The following is an 18,467-nucleotide window of genomic DNA, read 5'->3' on the forward strand; positions in this document are numbered from 1 at the left end:
GTGCAGACAAATTTCAGCCCCGAGCAGCTTCTCGATCCGGGTGTCGCCGAGTCTGAAAAGATCCTGCGCAAATGCGTGCATTGCGGCTTCTGCACGGCCACCTGTCCGACCTATGTGACGCTCGGCAACGAACTCGATAGCCCGCGCGGGCGCATTTATCTTATCAAGGATATGCTGGAAAACGGCCGTCCGGCCGACGAGCAGATCGTCAAACATATCGACCGCTGCCTTTCGTGCCTTTCATGCATGACGACCTGCCCATCGGGGGTCAACTACATGCATCTCGTCGACAATGCGCGCGCCCACATCGAGAAGACCTACAAGCGTCCGCTTATGAACCGGTTGACCCGCGGCGTGCTTGCACTCGTCCTGCCCTATCCCCGGCGGTTTCGCCTGGCGCTCAACCTCGCAAGGCTTGGGCGGCCGTTAACTGGACTGTTCGGCTCGTTGACGGCAACGAAGCCACTGGCGGCGATGCTCGAACTTGCGCCGAGTTCCGTCCCGGCAACATCGTCGTCGGCCGTACCCGGGGTACACAAGCCAAAAGGCGAAAGAACCGGCAGGGTGGCGCTTCTCAGCGGCTGTGCGCAGCCTGTCCTGAAGCCGGGTATCAATGAAGCGACGATCCGGCTTCTCAATCGCCTCGGCGTCGAGGTGGTCTTGCCAAAAGGCGAAGGCTGCTGCGGCTCGCTGGTTCACCACATGGGCCGCGAAGAGGAAGCGCTCCAGGATGCGCGCCGCAACGTCGATGTGTGGACGCGCGAACTTGAGACAGACGGTCTCGATGCGATCATTATCACCGCCTCGGGTTGCGGCACGACGATCAAGGATTATGGCTACATGCTGCGGCTCGACCCGGTCTACAAGGACAAGGCGGCGCGCATCTCGTCGCTTGCGAAGGACGTCACCGAATATCTTGCGACGCTCGACATGCCGGCCTCGCACCAGGCATCCGGCTTGACCGTCGCCTATCATTCCGCCTGCTCGATGCAGCACGGCCAGAAGATTACGCGCCAGCCCAAAGACCTGCTGAAGGCAGCCGGGTTCATCGTCAAGGACCCGGCCGAGGGCCATTTGTGCTGCGGTTCGGCCGGCACCTACAACATCATGCAGCCGGAAATCGCCCGCACGCTGCGGGATCGCAAGGTCAAGAATATCGAGGCGACTGGTGCCAGCATCATCGCCACCGGCAATATAGGCTGCATCACCCAGATCGCCGGCGGTTCAAGATTGCCGATCGTTCACACGGTCGAACTGCTCGACTGGGCCTATGGCGGCCCGAAGCCGGAAGGGCTTCCCGCGCCGAAAAACATCCTGCAGGCGGCCGAATGAAAAAGGGCAGCGGCTTTCTCGAGAAAGCCGCTGCCCGTTCCCGGCACCGCCCCCGGTGCCGGCCCCCACTAACCCTTATCGGACGATGACTTTCGTGCCGACATTGACCCGTGCATAGAGCTCGGTGACATCTTCGTTGCGCATGCGTATGCAGCCGCTCGACACGGCGTGGCCGATGGTCCACGGCGCGTTGGTGCCATGGATACGGTAGAGCGTGGAACCGAGATAGAGCGCACGGGCGCCAAGCGGATTGGCTATGCCGCCCTCCATGTGCGCCGGAATATAGTGGCCCTTTTCGGCCTCCCGATCGATCATGTCCTGCGGCGGGTACCAGTCAGGCCACATGGCTTTGCGTGTTATATTGTTCGTTCCGGACCACGCGAAGCCTTCCTTGCCGACGCCCACGCCGTAGCGTCGCGCCTTGCCGCCGGCTTCAACAAGATAAAGAAAACGCTCGGACGTATCGATAACAATCGTACCCGGCTGTTCAGCGCCATCATAAGCGACGCTTTGCGGCAGGAACTGCGGATCCATGGCCTGCTTCTTGGGCTGGTCCTCGCCCAGCGGGACATCCGGGCGCTGGAACGAGACCTCCCGCGCGGAAGGATTGGAAAGATCGCGATTGCGGCGCGGCCTGGTCACGCGCTCCGGGCGCTCGCTGAACACGACATAGCCACGCGGGTTCACCGGCCGTCCGACCTGGTTTACCGCCTCGCCGACTGGCCGCTTGCGCAGTTGCGTCACCCATGGCGCGGAAAGATCGGGGCTCATGACGACAGGAGGCTTGGTCGCATAGCGTTCGCTCGCCCTTGCGGACGGGATCGTCGCTGAGAGAACTGCCGATGCCAAAACCAATAATGCCGACTTCATTGAAATTACTCTGGAACTCTCCTGACAGGATTTGTCAGGTTTCGGATTGAGTTTGCCGATTGGCAGGTAGAAAAAAGTGAATCAGAATCAATAAAACATAAAATGCCGCGAAAACCGTGGGTTATAGTTACCGGCGGGTTTGCGAGCACGGTTAACAATAGGAAAGGGACAGGCGCGATGCAAGACGAAACTCCCCCGAAAACCGGACTTATCACGGATGATGCGGGCGAGACGCGATGTTTTTGGCCGGGAACACTGCCTGAATATGTCCACTACCACGACCACGAATGGGGACGTCCGGTGACAGACGACACCCGGCTCTTCGAAAAGATCTGCCTCGAAGGCTTTCAGTCCGGGCTTTCCTGGCTGACGATCCTGCGCAAGCGCGAGAACTTCCGCAAGGCGTTTGACGGTTTTGACTATCACAGGATTGCAGGCTACGGCGAGAAAGAGGTGGACCGCCTGCTCGCCGATGCCGGCATCATCCGCCATCGCGGCAAGATCAACTCGGCGATCAACAATGCCGGGCGCGCCATCGAACTCGTCAAGGAAACCGGCTCGCTCGCGGCCTATTTCTGGCAGTTTGAACCGCCGGCGGACGAGCGGCCGAAGGTGGTCGACTACCCGACCTTGATCGCCAATCCGACCTCGCCGACATCGGTCCGTCTTTCCAAGGATTTGAAAAAGCGCGGCTGGAGCTTCGTCGGCCCGACGACCATGTATGCGCATATGCAAGCCATGGGTCTCGTCAACGACCACATTGAGGGCTGCAAGTGCCGCCAGGAGATCGAGAAGCTGCGTTCGAACTTCAAGCGGCCGGCTCTGGCTTCCTAGCGCCGAGACCGGCGCCATCAATCCTTGCCCTGAACACCTCTATGCGTTAGAGCAAACCGGCTTGGGCTCAGGACCGTCCTGAACTCGCGAAAAGCTTCATTTCAGGGTATCGGAACAGCATCATGACGACGAAGGCAGACAGGGTAAAAGCGCGGCTGCCGCGCGGTTTTGTGGACCGCGCGCCTGACGATTTGCGCGCTGCCGACAAGATGATGGCCGAGATCCGCAAGGTATACGAGCTTTATGGTTTCGAGCCTGTCGAGACCCCGCTTGTCGAATATACGGATGCGCTCGGAAAGTTCCTGCCTGACCAGGACCGCCCGAATGAGGGCGTGTTCTCGTTCCAGGACGATGACGAACAATGGCTGTCGCTGCGCTACGACCTCACCGCGCCGCTCGCGCGTTTCGTTGCCGAGAATTTTGAAAGCATCCCCAAGCCCTACCGCAGCTACCGCGCCGGCTGGGTGTTTCGCAACGAGAAGCCCGGCCCCGGCCGCTTCCGCCAGTTCATGCAATTCGATGCCGATACGGTCGGCGCGCCATCGGTCTCGGCCGATGCCGAAATGTGTATGATGATGGCCGATGTCATGGAGGCGCTCGGCGTTCCGCGCGGCGATTACATGATCCGAGTCAATAACCGCAAGGTGCTCGACGGCGTTCTCGACGCCATCGGCCTTGCTGGAGATGACAATGCGGGACGGCGGCTGAACGTGCTGCGCGCCATCGACAAGCTCGACAAGTTCGGGCCGGACGGCGTGCGTGAATTGCTCGGCAAGGGCCGCCTCGATGAAAGCGGCGATTTCACCAAGGGCGCCGGCCTCGACGAGGCGGCGATCACCAAGGTGCTCGATTTCACCTCAGCCGGCGGCGCAACTGGCAGCGAAACCATTGCCAATCTCGAACGCGTCATCAGCGGCAACGACAAGGGCGTCGAGGGCGTCGCCGAACTTGCCACGATCGAGGCGCTATGCTCGGCTGCCGGCTACGAGGGCCGGGTCAAGATCGACCCCTCCGTCGTGCGCGGCCTCGAATATTATACGGGCCCCGTCTTCGAAGCCGAACTGACCTTCGACGTCACCAATGAAAAGGGCGAGAAAGTCGTCTTCGGTTCGGTCGGCGGCGGCGGCCGTTATGATGGTCTCGTTTCACGCTTCCGCGGCGAGCCGGTACCGGCGACCGGCATTTCCATCGGCGTCTCTCGCCTGATGACGGCATTGAAGAACCTCGGCAAGCTCGACGTCTCCGACAAAATCGGGCCGGTCGTCGTCCTCGTCATGGACCGCGATACGGCAAGCCTCGGACGGTACCAGAAGATGGTGTCGGACCTTCGGCAGGCCGGCATCCGGGCGGAGATGTATCTCGGCGGATCCGGCATGAAGCCGCAGATGAAATATGCCGACCGCCGCGGTGCCCCCTGTGTCATCATCCAGGGTTCGCAGGAGCGCGACAATGGTGAAGTGCAGATCAAGGATCTCATCGAAGGCGCACGGCTGTCGGCCGAGATCGAAGACAACGTGACCTGGCGCGAAAGCCGCCCGGCGCAGATCACCGCGAAGGAAGGCGATCTCGTGATCGAGGTGCGCAAGATTCTCGAGGCGCAGGCCGAAGATCGCGCCAAGGGTCTGAAGTAAAGCTGACGCACATGCTGCCATTTGTCATTTCACCCCCCTCTGGGCTGCCGCCCATCTCCCCCACAAGGGGGGAGACCAGCATTCCTGCACGTCTCGACGAAACGCAAGTCGTTGACGCTGAATGCGACGCTGACGCCGTTTCGATCTCCCCCCTTGTGGGGGAGATGTCCGGCAGGACAGAGGGGAGTGAGTGCTGCCATTCGCGAGGAATGCGCCAAGCATGACCGCATCCCGCGCCCCTGCCTTTTCTGCCGATCTCGCGGCGCTGATTGCCGGCCGCGATGCCGAGCTTGTGGATATTCCGGTCATCCAGCCCGCTGACCAATTTCTCGACATGGCGGGCGAAGATCTGCGCCGGCGTATTTTTCTCACCGAGAATGAAAACGGCCAAAGTCTCTGCCTGCGTCCCGAATTCACCATTCCGGTCTGCCGCAACCATATCGAACGGAATGCCGCGACGCCCAAGCGCTACGCCTATCTCGGCGAAGTCTTCCGCCAGCGCCGCGAAGGCGGCAATGAGTTTTTCCAGGCCGGCATCGAGGATCTTGGCGACGCGAACCGCGCCCGTGCCGATGCGCGGTCACTTGCCGATGCGATTGCATCGATCAGGCTGGTTGCGCCCCAAATCCAACTTGAGACGCTGCTGGGTGATCAGGCCATCTTCGAAGCTGTGCTCGCCTCCCTTGGCTTGCCGCGCGGCTGGCAGAAGAAACTAGCGCGCGCTTTCGGCAATCATGGCCAGTTGAAAGGTCTGCTTGCCGATCTTGGCTCGGACCGTGAAAAGGGAACGCTGCCGGATCGGCTGGCCGCACTTGTCGAAGCAGGTGACGAAACAGCGCTTGCCGCCGAACTCGAAAAGGACATGCAGGCCGCCGGCATCTCACCGGCATCCGGGCGGGCGCCGGTGGAAATCGCCCGGCGTCTCATCGAAAAGGCGAGCCTTGCCTCGGTTCGCCTGCCGGTGCGCACCATTGCGGCGCTTGAGGAATTTCTGGCCATCCGCGTGCCTCTCGCTGAAGCTGCCGGCTATCTTCTCAGCTTTGCCCGCGCCAATGAGTTCGATCTCGGCCTCGCCCTGGAACAGTTCGAGGCGCGCGCCGTATCGGTCAAAGAGGCAGGGATCGGCAACGAAGCCATCGTCTACGATGCGGCCTTCGGACGCCCGATCGATTATTACACCGGGCTTGTCTATGAGACGCACGCGATCGACCGGCCCGACCTAGGCGCAATTGTCGGCGGCGGCCGCTATGACCGGCTGCTGACGATGCTCGGCGCGGTCGGTTCCATTCCCGGTGTCGGCTTTTCCGTTTGGCTGGACCGGCTTGAAGAGATCGCGGGAGATGCACAATGACCGTCACTCTCGCACTGCCCTCGAAAGGCCGCCTCAAGGAACAGGCGCTGGAGGTGCTGGAAAATGCCGGCCTCAGCGTCATCCTGCCCAAGGATCAGCGCAGCTACCGGGCGAAGGTCAAAGGCCACAGCGACATCGACATTCTGTTTCTTTCGGCGTCCGAGATCGCACGCGAACTTGGCTATGGAAGCGTCGATCTTGGTGTCACGGGTGAAGACCTGATCCGCGAAACGCTTGCCTCCGCCGACGAACAGGTTCGCGTCGAAGCGCGGCTCGGATTTGGCCATGCGGATGTCGTCGTTGCCGTGCCGGAGGTCTGGTACGACGTATCGACGATGGCCGACCTTGATGATGTCGCTGCGGATTTCCGCCAGAGGCATGGCCGACGCCTGCGCATCGCCACGAAATACTGGCGGCTGACCCAGCAGTTCTTTTCGCAGATGCACGGCATCCAGGTCTATCGGATCGTGGAGAGCCTCGGCGCTACCGAGGGCGCGCCTGCTTCCGGCGCGGCCGACATCATCGTCGATATCAGCTCGACTGGATCGACGCTACGCGCCAACCATCTGAAAATCCTAGATGACGGGGTTATTCTGAAATCGGAGGCCTGCCTGGTCTCGTCCCGGCAAACCGCCGAAACCGGGGCCGTTGCCGAGCTTTCACAGCGTATTGCGGCGGCACGCGCAAAGCACTGATCCATCAACTCTACGTGATGGACGGGTTGTAGTGTAACCTTTCGGTCGACCCTTACGTATTTCCCTGCAGAATACCGGGCATCCTCGGTATCTTTATGCTGGGAGTTTTCTCATGATGACACGTCGAACGCTTTTTGGCGGTGCGATTGCAGGGCTCGGCGCCCTCGTCGCGGCAAGGTTCGCAAATGCGCCCAAGGCCGTGGCGGCAGGCACATTCAAAGTCGAGCACAGCGACGCCGAATGGAAGAAGTTGCTGACGCCCGAGCAATATTACGTCTTGCGCCAGGAAGGCACGGAACGTCCGTTCACAAGCCCGCTCAATCATGAAAAGCGCAAGGGCACCTTCACCTGCGCCGGCTGCGACCTAGCTCTCTTCGACTCCGACACCAAATTCGACAGCGGCACGGGCTGGCCAAGCTTCTGGACAGCGATGAAGGGCGCTGTCAACGAGACCAAGGACAGTTCGTTCGGCATGACGCGTACGGCGGTGGAGTGCCACCGCTGCGGCGGCCATCTCGGCCATGTCTTCGACGATGGCCCGAAGCCGACGGGGCTGCGCTATTGCATGAATGGCGTTGCACTTAACTTCAAACCGGTTGCTGCTTGAACGCGCAAAGGGATAAGATCATGAAACCATATCATTTTATGCTTGCTGCGGGCCTGTTGCTGTCACCCGGCTGCGCGCTTGCCGGTGAAGACGTCACCATGGTGCCGCCCCCGGCTGTCGACCAGACGGCATGGGCGAAGTCCGAATCTATTGTGCTTGCCGGTGGTTGCTTCTGGGGCGTGCAGGGGGTCTACCAGCACTTGAAAGGCGTAACGAGCGCCGTTTCCGGCTATGCCGGCGGCAAGAAGGAAACCGCGAGCTATGAAATCGTGAGCGGCGGCGATACCGGCCATGCCGAGTCGGTGGAAGTCACGTTCGACCCGAAGGTGATCAGTCTCGGCAAGGTACTGCAGGTCTATTTCTCCGTCGCGCATGACCCGACGCAATTGAACCGGCAGGGCCCGGATTCAGGGACCCAGTACCGCTCGGCGATCTTCACGACCAGCCCCGATCAGGAGAAGATAGCGAAGGCCTATGTCAGCCAGCTCGATAAGGCGAAGGCCTATCCGAAGCCGATCGTCACCAAGATTTCTGCGTTGGAAAAGTTCTATCCGGCCGAAGCCTATCACCAGGACTATGCGACGCTGCACCCTTCGCAGCCTTATATCGCCTATAACTACCTACCGAAGATCGCGAACCTCGGCAAATATTTCCCCGGCGACTATAGGGAAAAACCGGTGCTTGTCGGCGAGGCGAAGCCGTCGAACTAATCGTCAAACAAAAAAGGCCGCTCGAAGCGGCCTTTTTTATCGATGCTGGATTCGATCAGCCGCGTTTTGCGTCGAGCGACAGTGCGCCTGCGCCGCATGCAGCAAGCACGAAGAAGCCGCCGGCGACGCCAAGGTTCTTCTGGAAGAACATCCACTGCACCATGCCGGCGTCGCCCGTCCAGTTCAGGTGGGCCGCAGCAGTTGCCGCGAGCGTGAAAATGCCGAGCGCCAGAGCAGCGATCCGCGTCTGGAAGCCAACGAGTACGGCAAGGCCGCCTAAAAGCTCAAGCAGGCCGACGAGCACCGCGACGATAGTCGGCGCCGGAAATCCGAGGCTGCCGAAATATCCGGCGGTGCCACCGATGGCGGTGAGCTTTCCATAGCCAGCCAGGATGAACATGAATGATAGCAGTATGCGACCTATAAGAATGAGTGCGCTGTTGTTCGCCATAGAAAGTCTCCAGGGTTTGTCGTGACAGCCCAATAGCTAGATTCGATTGTCAAACAAAGCCACTATTTTCTCGACAGATTGTTCACAATAGAATGATTTTCCGACGTTACTCCGGAGAAATCATTCGCTCGGGACGCACGAGGCGATCATAGTCCTCGGCCGAGACGCCGCTGGCGAGTGCTTCTTCGCGCAAGGTCGTGCCGTTCTTGTGGGCTGTCTTTGCGATCTTGGCTGCATTGTCATAACCAATGGCAGGGGCAAGCGCAGTAACCAGCATGAGCGAACGATCGAGCAGGTCCTTGATGCGGACCTCGTCGGCCTCGATGCCGTCTACGCAATTATCTGCGAACGATACCATGGCGTCGGAGAGAATGCGGATCGACTGCAGCACGTTGAGCGCCACCACGGGTTTGTAAACGTTGAGCTCAAAATGGCCCTGGCTGGCTGCGATGGTAACCGAGGTATTGTTGCCGAACACTTGCGTCGCAACCATGGTCAGGGCTTCGGCCTGGGTCGGGTTGACCTTGCCCGGCATGATCGACGAGCCCGGTTCATTTTCCGGAAGCTTCAGTTCGCCGAGGCCGGAACGTGGGCCCGAGCCGAGAAAGCGAATGTCGTTGGCCATCTTGAAGAGATCGGTCGCCAGGGAATTAAGGCTGCCGTGGAAGTTCGTAAGAGCGCCATGGCTCGCCAGTGCTTCGAACTTGTTTGGTGCCGTCTTGAACGGCAGGCCGGTAATGTCCGATACGGCCTCGGCGAAAGCCGTATCAAATCCCACCGGGGCGTTCAGTCCCGTTCCGACTGCGGTACCACCCTGGGCAAGAAGGAAAATGTCGGCAAGGCTCTGCTCGATGCGCTTGCGCGCATACTCGAGTGCGGCGCGATAACCGGAGAACTCCTGCCCGAGGGTGACAGGTGTCGCATCCTGCGTATGGGTACGTCCGATCTTGATGATGTCGGCGAAGGCCTTTTCCTTCTTGAGTATCGCCTCCGTCAGGTGGGTGAGAGCCGGAAACAGCCGATGCGTGGCTTCAATTGCGGTTGCGATATGAATTGCCGTCGGGAATGTATCGTTCGACGACTGGCTCATATTGACGTGGTCATTCGGGTGGACCGGCTTCTTCGATCCCATTGTGCCGCCGAGCATTTCGATGGCGCGGTTGGAAATGACCTCGTTGGCATTCATGTTCGACTGCGTGCCCGAGCCGGTTTGCCAAACGACGAGCGGGAAATGATCGTCGAGCTTGCCTTCGATGACTTCCTCGGCGGCAACGGTGATCGCGCGGCCGATGACTTCATCGATCTTTCCGAGGGAGAGATTGGTTTCGGCGGCTGCGCGCTTGACGATACCGAGCGCCCGCACCAGCGGAATGGGCATTCTTTCGCCACCGATCTTGAAATTGTGCAGCGAACGTTCCGTCTGCGCGCCCCAATACCTGTCGGCTGCAACGTCGATTGGGCCAAAAGTATCTGTTTCCGTACGGGTAGAACTCATCGTGTCATTTTCCTGGTGGGAGTTGGCAAGAGCACTACTGCGAAGCTCCCCGAGAGGCAAGGTTTGGCGATGGAATGTTGGTCTGGTTTTCGCCCGGCTTTCGGATAAAATCGATTAAGCGCTTATGATCAATCAACATTGGCAATGCGGCGGCGTGAGACAGTCAGGCAACGAATCCATCCCAGCGCATTCAGCCGGGCGCTATCGCGAGTTCTCGCCGACGCCGGAGTTGCGGCCGCATTTCCTCTGCGCGTGGAACCACGAGGGTATCGGCGAATTGGCGGCGCCCGTGGCGGTCTTTCCCGATGGTTGCGTCGACATATTGTGGTCGGAAGGCAAACTGACGATTGCGGGTCCCGACACGGCCCCACATATCGTCGATCGTTCCCTGGCCAATATCGTCGGCATCCGCTTTGCTCCAGGCGCTGCGAGCAAATGGCTTGGCATTCCAATGTCCGAACTCGTCAATCAGCGTGTTGACTTGTCCGAGCTTTGGGGCGCGCGCGCCGAGGCTCTCGCCGAAAGACTTGTCGCGGCAAAGACCATCGGAGACGCGACGGCACGGCTCCAGGCTGCCTTGTCGGACGTCGCTCCATCGATTGCATCGCCCGACAGGGCCATGGTTGCCGCCTTCGACACGCTCAAGCGCTCGAAAGATAGTGTGGCGATTACCGAATTGGCGACAATGCTCAACGTGAGCGAGCGCACCTTGCGCCGGCAGTTCCTGCACAATTTCGGATATGGGCCAAAGACGCTGGAGCGCATCCTGCGTTTCCAGAAATTCCTGAAGCTCGGCCGGCGCGATCCCGGAAGCGGCATTGGTGCTCTGGCGTTCGACGCGAACTATGCCGACCAGGCGCATTTGAGCCGCGAGGCAAAATCCCTGTCAGGTCTTTCGCCCTCGGCGCTCCTGCAGCATCTCGCGGCATAAGTGGCCGTTTTGTTCAAGACAGAAAGTCGTTAGGCGCATAAGCTTGCCGTACGCGATGAGGGAGGACAACCATGGCTACACATGAAGCAAGGACCCTTCAAATTTCAATCGGACGCAATTGGCAGGATGTTTATGACTACGTCAGCGTTGCGGAAAATCTGCCGCAATGGGCCTCCGGCCTGACATCGGCCTTGCAAAAATCCGGTGATGAATGGCTGGCGGATGGGCCGGCGGGCAAACTTCGATTGCGCTTTGCGCCGAAGAACGAAGTCGGGGTTCTCGATCATTGGGTGGTTATGGAGACCGGGGACGAGGTCTATATCCCCATGCGGGTGGTGCCCAACGGCGACGAGAGCGAACTCATATTTACGCTTTTTCGCGTGCCGGGCATGGATGACGAAAAATTCAACGCAGATGCGGCCTGGGTCAAGCGTGATCTTCAGGCCCTGAAGGACCTGCTCGAAGCGCAACTTATAGGATGAGGACGATGGCCAGTTCAGGCAAGGACAAGTGTATCGACTATGTTGAATTCAATGTCAGCGATATTGGCGCGGCGCGCAGCTTCTATGGCGATGCGTTCGGATGGACATTCACGGACTATGGTCCGAGCTATTGCGAGTTTTCCGACGGGAATCTCAAGGGCGGCTTTACCACCGAAGGCAAACCGCGCCCCGGCGGCGCGCTGATCATTCTTTTCGCCGATGATCTTCAAGGCACGCTCAAACAGGTCGAAAAAGCCGGTGGCAAGATCACCAAGCCGGTATTTACCTTTCCCGGAGGCCGGCGCTTTCACTTCGCCGACCCGGACGGATACGAGCTTGCCGTCTGGTCGGATAAATAGCCGACAGTTCAGCGCGCCAGCGTCAGCATGTACGCTTCATATTTTTGCAGGAAGGCGCGCAGTAGCTGCGGATATTCCGGCGTTACCGCTTCGCGGACGCTTGGACGCACTGCGAGGGCTGCGCGCCATGCCCGCACCTTCGGGTAGTCGGTGAAAATGCCGAGTCCCACGATCTGGTCGAATGTATCGAAGTAGCGAAAAATCGGGGCGTAAACCGCATCGACGAGGCTGAAGCCAGCACCTGCAAAGAGGGGACCGTCGCCAAGAACTTCTTCGACGCGGCCGAACTTTTCAGTGATCGCCTTGCGCTTCTCTTCGAAAACCGCAGCGTCCTTCGTTGTCTCCAGCGCCCAGAGGTCGGAAAGGATCGATGAACCAAATTCCATCCAGCCGCGATGGCGTGCCCGCGTCAGCGCGTCGGCGGGATGAAGTTTCGGCCCCGGCTGGGATTCGTCGATATTCGGCAATGACAGAACTCTCGAAGAGAATCGCCTCGCCGCCATCCGTCTGGGGGACACGCAGCAGCGGCACCTTGCCGAGCGGCGAGATCTTCAGGAACCCATCGGGTTTCGCTGCAAGGTCGATATCGATCTTTTCAAAGGGCACGCCCTTTTCAGCGAGCGCGATTGCAGCACGCTGGACATACGGGCACAGCAGATGGCTGATCAGAACGAGTGACGGCATGACGATGATCCTCCGGATTTGCCGGCTGGGCGATCGCGGTGCGACCGCCCAGCCAAGCGATCAGGCCGTGCGAGCGGTCTTCAAGGCATTGGCCCACCAGACGAGCTGGTCGAGCTGGCTGGTTGCTGCTTCATTGAGATGCGGGTAGTCGCCGAGCTTCTTCTCGCCCTTGACGGCGCTCAGATACTCGGAATAGGCGATGTGAACGCCGGTCTTTACCGAAGCGGATCCCATTTCGACGAAGATGAGGCGCAGATGCTCGATGGCGCGCGCGCCGCCGACGCCGCCATAACCGACAAAGGCGACCGGCTTCTGGATGAAATCGCCAAGGTCGATAGCGTTCTTAAGGACGGCCGTCGGGCCGTGGTTGTATTCGGCGACCGTGAAAACATAGCCATCGAATTCGCGCAGCTTCTTCTTCCAGCGTTCGGCGGTCTCGTTCTGGGCGTCGCTTGTGCGCTCTTCGCCAAAGAAATTCATGGGATAGTCAAGGAGATCGATAATTTCGACCTCGACATCTCCCCGCTGTGCAGCGACGTCGGCAATCCATTTGGCGGGAAATTCGGCGAAACGGCCGATACGGGTGCTGCCGACAATAACGGCGATCTTGGCTTTTGACATAAAAAAATCCTTCGTCTTGGGGGATGGTAACCAATAGTGCCCGGCGCTATATAAGTGACTGTCCGAAACCCCCGCAAGGAGGCACTTTTGTGAAACCAGATCACTTTCAGGTAACCTCGGCATGCACTGCGGTTAATCACATTCTCGCGCGCGTCGGCGACAAATGGACGGTTCTCGTCGTCAATTATCTCGGAAATAAATCGATGCGCTTCAATGAGTTGAAGCGGACCATCAATGGTATCTCGCAAAAGATGCTGACGAGCACGCTGCGCGGACTCGAGCGCGATGGTTTCGTGACCCGTACCGTTTACCCGACGATCCCGCCACGCGTCGACTACGAACTTACCGATCTCGGCCGCGACCTTCTGGTGCCTGTCCGCGCGCTTGGCGACTGGGCGATCCGCAACGAACAGCGGGTCGCCGAAGCACGCGCGCGATTCGACGCCGTTCATGCAGGTTCAGAGCAAAAGCAGCTCTTCTCCTATGCGGCTGAGTGAAGAAAGTTCGACGCGATTTGCGCCGGCACTCCCCTGATAGAAGGATTCTATCGGCGTCTTGAAACTTGGGTAGAAAGCGGTCTGCCACGAGGGCGGCGGATGGACCAGCCGCGCGAGCGGAAAATTGAAGAACACGCAAATCAAAACAAAAAAGGCGGGTCGAAACCCGCCTTTTCCGTATGTCGCTGGATGAGGACTTCTTAGAAGTCCATGCCGCCCATGCCGCCCATGCCGCCGCCCGGCATTGCCGGAGCAGCCGAGTCTTTCTTCGGCGCTTCAGCAATCATGGCTTCGGTGGTGACGAGAAGGCCGGCAACCGAAGCTGCGTCCTGGAGAGCCGTGCGAACGACCTTGACCGGATCGACGATACCGAGCGTGATCAGATCGCCATACTCGCCATTGGCCGCGTTGTAGCCGTAGGTGTCCTTCTTGTTCTCAAGGATCTTGCCGACAACGATCGAAGCTTCATCACCTGCGTTCGTTGCGATCTGGCGGGCAGGAGCCTGCAGAGCGCGGCGAACGATGTTGATACCGGCGTCCTGATCGGCATTGGCGCCCTTGATCGTAAGAGCAGCCGAAGCGCGAAGCAGGGCGACGCCGCCGCCAGGAACGATGCCTTCTTCAACAGCCGCACGGGTTGCATTGAGGGCGTCGTCGACGCGGTCCTTCTTTTCCTTCACTTCGACTTCCGTCGCACCGCCGACGCGGATGACGGCAACGCCGCCAGCGAGCTTGGCAAGGCGTTCCTGCAGCTTCTCGCGGTCATAGTCGGAAGTGGTCTCTTCGATCTGCTGCTTGATCTGGCCGACGCGAGCGTTGATTTCGCCCTTCTTGCCATTGCCGTCGACGATCGTGGTGTTTTCCTTGGTGATCGACACCTTCTTGGCGCGGCCGAGCATGTCGAGCGTAACGCTTTCGAGCTTGATGCCCAGGTCTTCGGAAATAACCTGACCACCGGTGAGGATCGCGATGTCTTCGAGCATGGCCTTGCGGCGATCGCCGAAGCCAGGAGCCTTGACAGCAGCAATCTTCAGGCCGCCGCGCAGCTTGTTGACGACGAGCGTTGCAAGCGCTTCGCCTTCGACGTCTTCGGAGATGATGACGAGGGGCTTCGAGGTCTGGACGACAGCTTCGAGAACCGGCAGGAGAGCCTGGAGGTTCGAGAGCTTCTTCTCGTGCAGAAGGATGTATGCGTCCTCGAGGTCAGCAACCATCTTTTCCGGGTTGGTGACAAAGTACGGCGAAAGGTAGCCGCGGTCGAACTGCATGCCTTCGACGACTTCGAGTTCGGTCTCGGCGGTCTTGGCTTCCTCGACGGTGATGACACCTTCGTTGCCGACCTTCTGCATAGCCTTGGCGATCATTTCACCGATTTCGGATTCGCCATTGGCAGAGATCGTGCCAACCTGGGCAACTTCTTCCGAGGTCTTGATCTTCTTGGCCTTCTTGACGAGGTCCTTGACGACTTCGGCAACAGCAAGGTCGATGCCGCGCTTCAGATCCATCGGGTTCATGCCGGCTGCAACGGCCTTGCCGCCTTCCTGAACGATGGCCTGGGCGAGAACGGTAGCGGTCGTGGTGCCGTCGCCGGCAATGTCGTTCGTCTTCGAAGCGACTTCACGGACCATCTGCGCGCCCATGTTTTCGAACTTGTCTTCGAGTTCGATTTCCTTGGCAACAGTGACACCGTCCTTGGTGATGCGCGGTGCGCCGAAGGACTTGTCGATGACAACGTTACGACCCTTCGGGCCGAGCGTTACCTTTACTGCATCGGCAAGGATGTTGACGCCGCGCAGCATGCGCTCGCGCGCATCACGGCTGAATTTTACTTCTTTGGCTGCCATTTTATCTCTCCTGGGATTAAACCCGGTTTGATCTAAATTCGTTGATTGCGGGATGCGCGGCGTTTAGCCGAGGATGCCCAGAATGTCGGATTCCTTCATGATCAGCAGGTCTTCGCCGCCGATCTTGACTTCCGTACCCGACCACTTGCCGAACAGGATCAGATCGCCTGCCTTGACATCGAGCGGTACGAGCTTGCCGGCTTCGTCACGAGCGCCGGTGCCTACGGCGATGACTTCGCCTTCCTGCGGCTTTTCCTTGGCAGTATCCGGAATGATGATGCCGCCAGCGGTCTTTGCTTCGGATTCGACGCGGCGTACGACGACGCGGTCATGAAGCGGGCGGAACTTGGTCTTGGCCATGGTTAGAACCCTTGATGTTGGTGTCAAAACGATGACGCGAATGGCAGCGCCATTCGCGGTATTAGCACTCGCTTGGGGTGAGTGCTAACTGCGGCCGGAGATAGTGGGATCGGTAAGAAGAGTCAAGGGAAAGCATCATTTAAAATGGCCTGGAGAGGCGATGCTTGGAAGCCGGGCCCATCTACAAACCGCTTTATGGCATATTCATGTGAAATGCGAATGACGTAACACCAGAATTCACACAATGCTGCAAATCAGCGTGCGCGATCGGGCTGAAAGACGCGCGCCAACCGCGTCAATCCTCGGTGCTTTCTTCGCCCACGTGATGCGTCATGTCGACGAGCATGTCGCTGACGTGCTTGTCGGCCAGTTCGTAAAAGATCTGTTTTGCCTGCCGGTTGCCGCGCACAAGCCGGGCGCCGCGCAAGAGCCGCAGATGATGGCTGACCAGCGATTGCGACAGGTCGAGGCTGGCGGCGATATCGCCGACGGAACGCGGCGCTTCGAGGCAGAACAGGAGGATGCGCAGCCGCGTCGGATCGCCAAGGAGACGAAAGGTTTCGGCGAGAACCGTGAGTTCAGGGGGGAGAGGAGGGGTTGAGCTCAATGTTTGTGCCCCTCATGCCCGTGCTCGTGAGCGGCATGATCATGTCCGCCGTGATCATGATCCGCCTCGTCGTGGGCATGGCCGGAATGGTCGTGCTCGTGAACTTGCTGGAGATCATCGCCAAGGCAGCAATCGTCCGTCGCTGTATCCTCCGGCCAGTCAATTGCAATCGTTGCGTGCGATATCTCGAACTTCTTCATGAGTTCGGCTTCGACCTGTTTGACCAGAAGCCGCGGATTGGTATCCGGAGCAGGGCGCACATGCAGCGTTGCCAGCGGCTTGCCGGAGGTGATCATCCAGACGTGGACATGGCGGACGGCGGCAAGTCCCGGAACCGTCTGCTTCAGATACTGCTCGATGGCTTCAGGTGCGGCATTGTCGGGCGCGCCTTCGAGCAGGATATGCAGCGAGTTGCGCAGGAGCGCCCAGGCGCTGCGCAGGATCAGCAGGCAGACGAAGACGGAGAGGATCGGGTCGATTGGCGTCCAGTCGGTATAATAGATGACGATGGCGGCGACGATCGTGCCGACGGAACCCAGGAGATCGCCGAGTACATGCAGGACCGCACCCTTGATGTTGACATGCTCGGTATCGCCGCCGCGTGTCAGGATCCAGAAAACGAGCATGTTCACGATGAGGCCGATGGTGGCGACAATCAGCATGGGGCCGGCCAGGACTTCGCCGGGATTGCGGAAGCGATCGATGGCCTCATATGCGATCCAGAAGAGAATGGCGAACAAGGCAACGGCGTTGATCAGCCCGGCAATGACCTCGAAGCGCAGATAGCCGAAAGTGCGCTTTTCATCGGCAGCGCGCCGGCCGAAACGGAAGGCAAAATAGGCGAGTGCCAAAGCGCCGGCATCGGTCAGCATATGGCCGGCATCGGCTATCAAGGCGAGCGAGCCCGACATGAAGCCGCCTATCACCTCGACGATCATGAATGCGAACGTGATTGCGAATGCGATCAGCGTTTTCATTTCATTGTCCGCAGTGACTTTCGGCGTGTGATCGTGGCCGGCGTGATCGTGTGACATCATCGAACCTTAAGCAAACATATCAATACGTATTCATGTGTTTGATAGGCGAAGGCAAAGGTCGTGTCAATCGCAGATAGGGCCCGGCCGAAACCCCGAACGGCACAACGTGAGCTTTTTCAAACATAACCGGCGTGACAGGTCAGGCACGATCCGCTAATCGAGACAGTCTCAAGACTCTCGTCGCATAGTATTTTGCCTGAAGGGACCGGCATGACCGACATGATACATTTGCAGCGCCTCGATGCATTGATGGATCGCTACGACGTGCTCCTGTGTGATGTCTGGGGCGTTCTGCACAATGGCGTCGATTCCTTTGCGCCCGCCTCGGCCGCCTTGCGAAGGGCCCGGCAGGCCGGCCTGACGGTGGTTCTCATCACCAATGCGCCGCGTCCCTTTGCTGGCGTTGCCGAGCAGATCCATGCGCTTGGCGTGCCAGAATCGGCCTATGACCGGATCGTCACATCGGGCGATGTTACGCGCGAATTGATCCGCAACGCGCCGCGCCGTGTGTTTCATCTCGGGCCGGAGCGCGACGAAACCCTCTATGACGGCCTCGACGTGGAACTGGTCGAGGAGCGCGAAGCCGATGTCGTCGTGTGCACGGGTTTCTTCGATGACGATACGGAAACGCCGGAAGACTATGCCGACATGCTGGTGCGGTTCCGCTCGCGCAACCTGCCGTTTATCTGCGCCAATCCGGATATCGTCGTCGAGCGCGGCGATCGCCTCATCTGGTGCGCCGGTGCGCTTGCCCGCGATTACGGGCAGCTTGGCGGCCGCACGCTCATCGCAGGAAAGCCGCATCGGCCGATCTACGAGGCGGCGGTTGCCGCGGCGCAGGACGTGCGCGGCACCCCTGTCGAACGTTCGCGGGTTCTTGCCATCGGTGACGGCATGCTGACGGATATAAAGGGCGCCGATCTTTTCGGCATAGATGCCCTCTATATCTCCGGCGGTATTCATGCCGGCGATTATGTGATGGGCGGTGTCCATGACCTTGAGAAGCTTCTGGCGTTCCTCGCAAAGCACGGAAGCAATCCCGTTGCGACGATGCCCGCCCTGGCGTGAG

The 18,467-nt window shown here is 59.5% G+C and carries 20 protein-coding genes and 1 pseudogene; 12 read left to right on the top strand and 9 right to left on the bottom strand.

Annotation, left to right across the window (positions count from 1 at the left end; all coding sequences use genetic code 11):
• Positions 1-1,332 carry a glycolate oxidase subunit GlcF gene (gene glcF, locus AC1DNI_RS05330; protein ID WP_477691087.1) on the top strand — a complete coding sequence of 444 codons (1,332 nt, stop codon included), beginning with the start codon at positions 1-3 and terminating at the stop codon, positions 1,330-1,332.
• Positions 1,333-1,407: 75 nt separating this feature from the next.
• Here glcF and AC1DNI_RS05335 read toward each other — a convergent pair whose 3' ends face one another.
• Complete coding sequence (locus AC1DNI_RS05335) at positions 1,408-2,202, bottom strand: L,D-transpeptidase (protein WP_477691088.1); 795 nt, start codon at positions 2,200-2,202, stop codon at positions 1,408-1,410.
• 177 nt (positions 2,203-2,379) lie between these two features.
• Between AC1DNI_RS05335 and AC1DNI_RS05340 the strand changes: the two genes are divergently transcribed.
• From AC1DNI_RS05340 to msrA, 6 genes are all read left to right on the top strand, one after another.
• Entirely contained in the window at positions 2,380-3,036 is a 657-nt protein-coding gene (locus AC1DNI_RS05340; RefSeq protein ID WP_091919632.1) for a DNA-3-methyladenine glycosylase I, read from the top strand.
• A gap of 122 nt (positions 3,037-3,158) precedes the next feature.
• Positions 3,159-4,667: a histidine--tRNA ligase gene (hisS, locus tag AC1DNI_RS05345; RefSeq protein WP_477691089.1), complete on the top strand. Its 1,509-nt coding sequence runs from the start codon at positions 3,159-3,161 to the stop codon at positions 4,665-4,667.
• Positions 4,668-4,887: 220 nt separating this feature from the next.
• Complete coding sequence (locus AC1DNI_RS05350) at positions 4,888-6,018, top strand: ATP phosphoribosyltransferase regulatory subunit (protein WP_477691090.1); 1,131 nt, start codon at positions 4,888-4,890, stop codon at positions 6,016-6,018.
• Positions 6,015-6,713, top strand: coding sequence for an ATP phosphoribosyltransferase (gene hisG / locus AC1DNI_RS05355; protein ID WP_477691091.1), 699 nt, complete (start codon positions 6,015-6,017; stop codon positions 6,711-6,713). Before AC1DNI_RS05350 ends, hisG begins: the two co-directional genes overlap by 4 nt.
• 112 nt (positions 6,714-6,825) lie before the next feature.
• Positions 6,826-7,320: a peptide-methionine (R)-S-oxide reductase MsrB gene (gene msrB, locus AC1DNI_RS05360; RefSeq protein WP_477691092.1), complete on the top strand. Its 495-nt coding sequence runs from the start codon at positions 6,826-6,828 to the stop codon at positions 7,318-7,320.
• A gap of 20 nt (positions 7,321-7,340) precedes the next feature.
• Positions 7,341-8,030: a peptide-methionine (S)-S-oxide reductase MsrA gene (gene msrA / locus AC1DNI_RS05365; protein ID WP_477691093.1), complete on the top strand. Its 690-nt coding sequence runs from the start codon at positions 7,341-7,343 to the stop codon at positions 8,028-8,030.
• Positions 8,031-8,085: 55 nt separating this feature from the next.
• On the opposite strand, the gene AC1DNI_RS05370 is transcribed toward msrA, so the two are convergent.
• Both AC1DNI_RS05370 and fumC read right to left on the bottom strand, forming a co-directional pair.
• A complete protein-coding gene (locus tag AC1DNI_RS05370; RefSeq protein WP_091949716.1) occupies positions 8,086-8,481 on the bottom strand; it encodes a DoxX family protein in 396 nt (131 codons plus the stop codon).
• Between the two features lie 106 nt (positions 8,482-8,587).
• Positions 8,588-9,976, bottom strand: a complete 1,389-nt coding sequence (gene fumC, locus AC1DNI_RS05375; RefSeq protein WP_477691094.1) for a class II fumarate hydratase — start codon at positions 9,974-9,976, stop codon at positions 8,588-8,590.
• 124 nt (positions 9,977-10,100) lie between these two features.
• Between fumC and AC1DNI_RS05380 the strand changes: the two genes are divergently transcribed.
• The 3 genes from AC1DNI_RS05380 to AC1DNI_RS05390 all read left to right on the top strand — a co-directional run bounded on the left by AC1DNI_RS05380 (position 10,101) and on the right by AC1DNI_RS05390 (position 11,748).
• Entirely contained in the window at positions 10,101-10,907 is an 807-nt protein-coding gene (locus AC1DNI_RS05380; RefSeq protein ID WP_477691095.1) for an AraC family transcriptional regulator, read from the top strand.
• Between the two features lie 71 nt (positions 10,908-10,978).
• Positions 10,979-11,389 carry an SRPBCC family protein gene (locus tag AC1DNI_RS05385; RefSeq protein WP_027230214.1) on the top strand — a complete coding sequence of 137 codons (411 nt, stop codon included), beginning with the start codon at positions 10,979-10,981 and terminating at the stop codon, positions 11,387-11,389.
• Between the two features lie 5 nt (positions 11,390-11,394).
• Positions 11,395-11,748 carry a VOC family protein gene (locus AC1DNI_RS05390; RefSeq protein ID WP_477691096.1) on the top strand — a complete coding sequence of 118 codons (354 nt, stop codon included), beginning with the start codon at positions 11,395-11,397 and terminating at the stop codon, positions 11,746-11,748.
• Between the two features lie 8 nt (positions 11,749-11,756).
• Here the strand turns inward: AC1DNI_RS05390 and AC1DNI_RS05395 are convergent.
• A pseudogene (locus AC1DNI_RS05395) lies at positions 11,757-12,432 on the bottom strand (glutathione S-transferase family protein).
• A 60-nt stretch (positions 12,433-12,492) separates the two neighbouring features.
• On the bottom strand, positions 12,493-13,053 hold the full coding sequence (locus AC1DNI_RS05400; RefSeq protein ID WP_113281847.1) for an NADPH-dependent FMN reductase: 561 nt from the start codon (positions 13,051-13,053) through the stop codon (positions 12,493-12,495).
• Between the two features lie 89 nt (positions 13,054-13,142).
• Here AC1DNI_RS05400 and AC1DNI_RS05405 point away from each other — a divergent pair, with 89 nt between their 5' ends.
• The gene (locus tag AC1DNI_RS05405; RefSeq protein ID WP_477691097.1) at positions 13,143-13,550 is read left to right on the top strand and encodes a winged helix-turn-helix transcriptional regulator; all 408 of its coding nucleotides are present in this window, start codon (positions 13,143-13,145) and stop codon (positions 13,548-13,550) included.
• Between the two features lie 200 nt (positions 13,551-13,750).
• Here the strand turns inward: AC1DNI_RS05405 and groL are convergent, their stop codons facing one another.
• The 4 genes from groL to AC1DNI_RS05425 form a co-directional block, all read right to left on the bottom strand.
• On the bottom strand, positions 13,751-15,394 hold the full coding sequence (groL, locus tag AC1DNI_RS05410; protein ID WP_027230209.1) for a chaperonin GroEL: 1,644 nt from the start codon (positions 15,392-15,394) through the stop codon (positions 13,751-13,753).
• Between the two features lie 63 nt (positions 15,395-15,457).
• Positions 15,458-15,754, bottom strand: a complete 297-nt coding sequence (gene groES / locus AC1DNI_RS05415; RefSeq protein WP_027230208.1) for a co-chaperone GroES — start codon at positions 15,752-15,754, stop codon at positions 15,458-15,460.
• A 295-nt stretch (positions 15,755-16,049) separates the two neighbouring features.
• Positions 16,050-16,361 (bottom strand): ArsR/SmtB family transcription factor, encoded by a 312-nt coding sequence (locus tag AC1DNI_RS05420; protein WP_477691098.1) that lies wholly within the window; start codon positions 16,359-16,361, stop codon positions 16,050-16,052.
• Complete coding sequence (locus tag AC1DNI_RS05425) at positions 16,358-17,338, bottom strand: cation diffusion facilitator family transporter (protein ID WP_477691099.1); 981 nt, start codon at positions 17,336-17,338, stop codon at positions 16,358-16,360. The genes AC1DNI_RS05420 and AC1DNI_RS05425 overlap by 4 nt, the downstream gene beginning before the upstream one ends.
• A 279-nt stretch (positions 17,339-17,617) precedes the next feature.
• Here AC1DNI_RS05425 and AC1DNI_RS05430 point away from each other — a divergent pair, with 279 nt between their 5' ends.
• Entirely contained in the window at positions 17,618-18,466 is an 849-nt protein-coding gene (locus tag AC1DNI_RS05430; RefSeq protein ID WP_113281882.1) for a TIGR01459 family HAD-type hydrolase, read from the top strand.
• Position 18,467 lies beyond the last annotated feature (1 nt).

Source organism: Phyllobacterium sp. 01N428 (assembly GCF_056399405.1).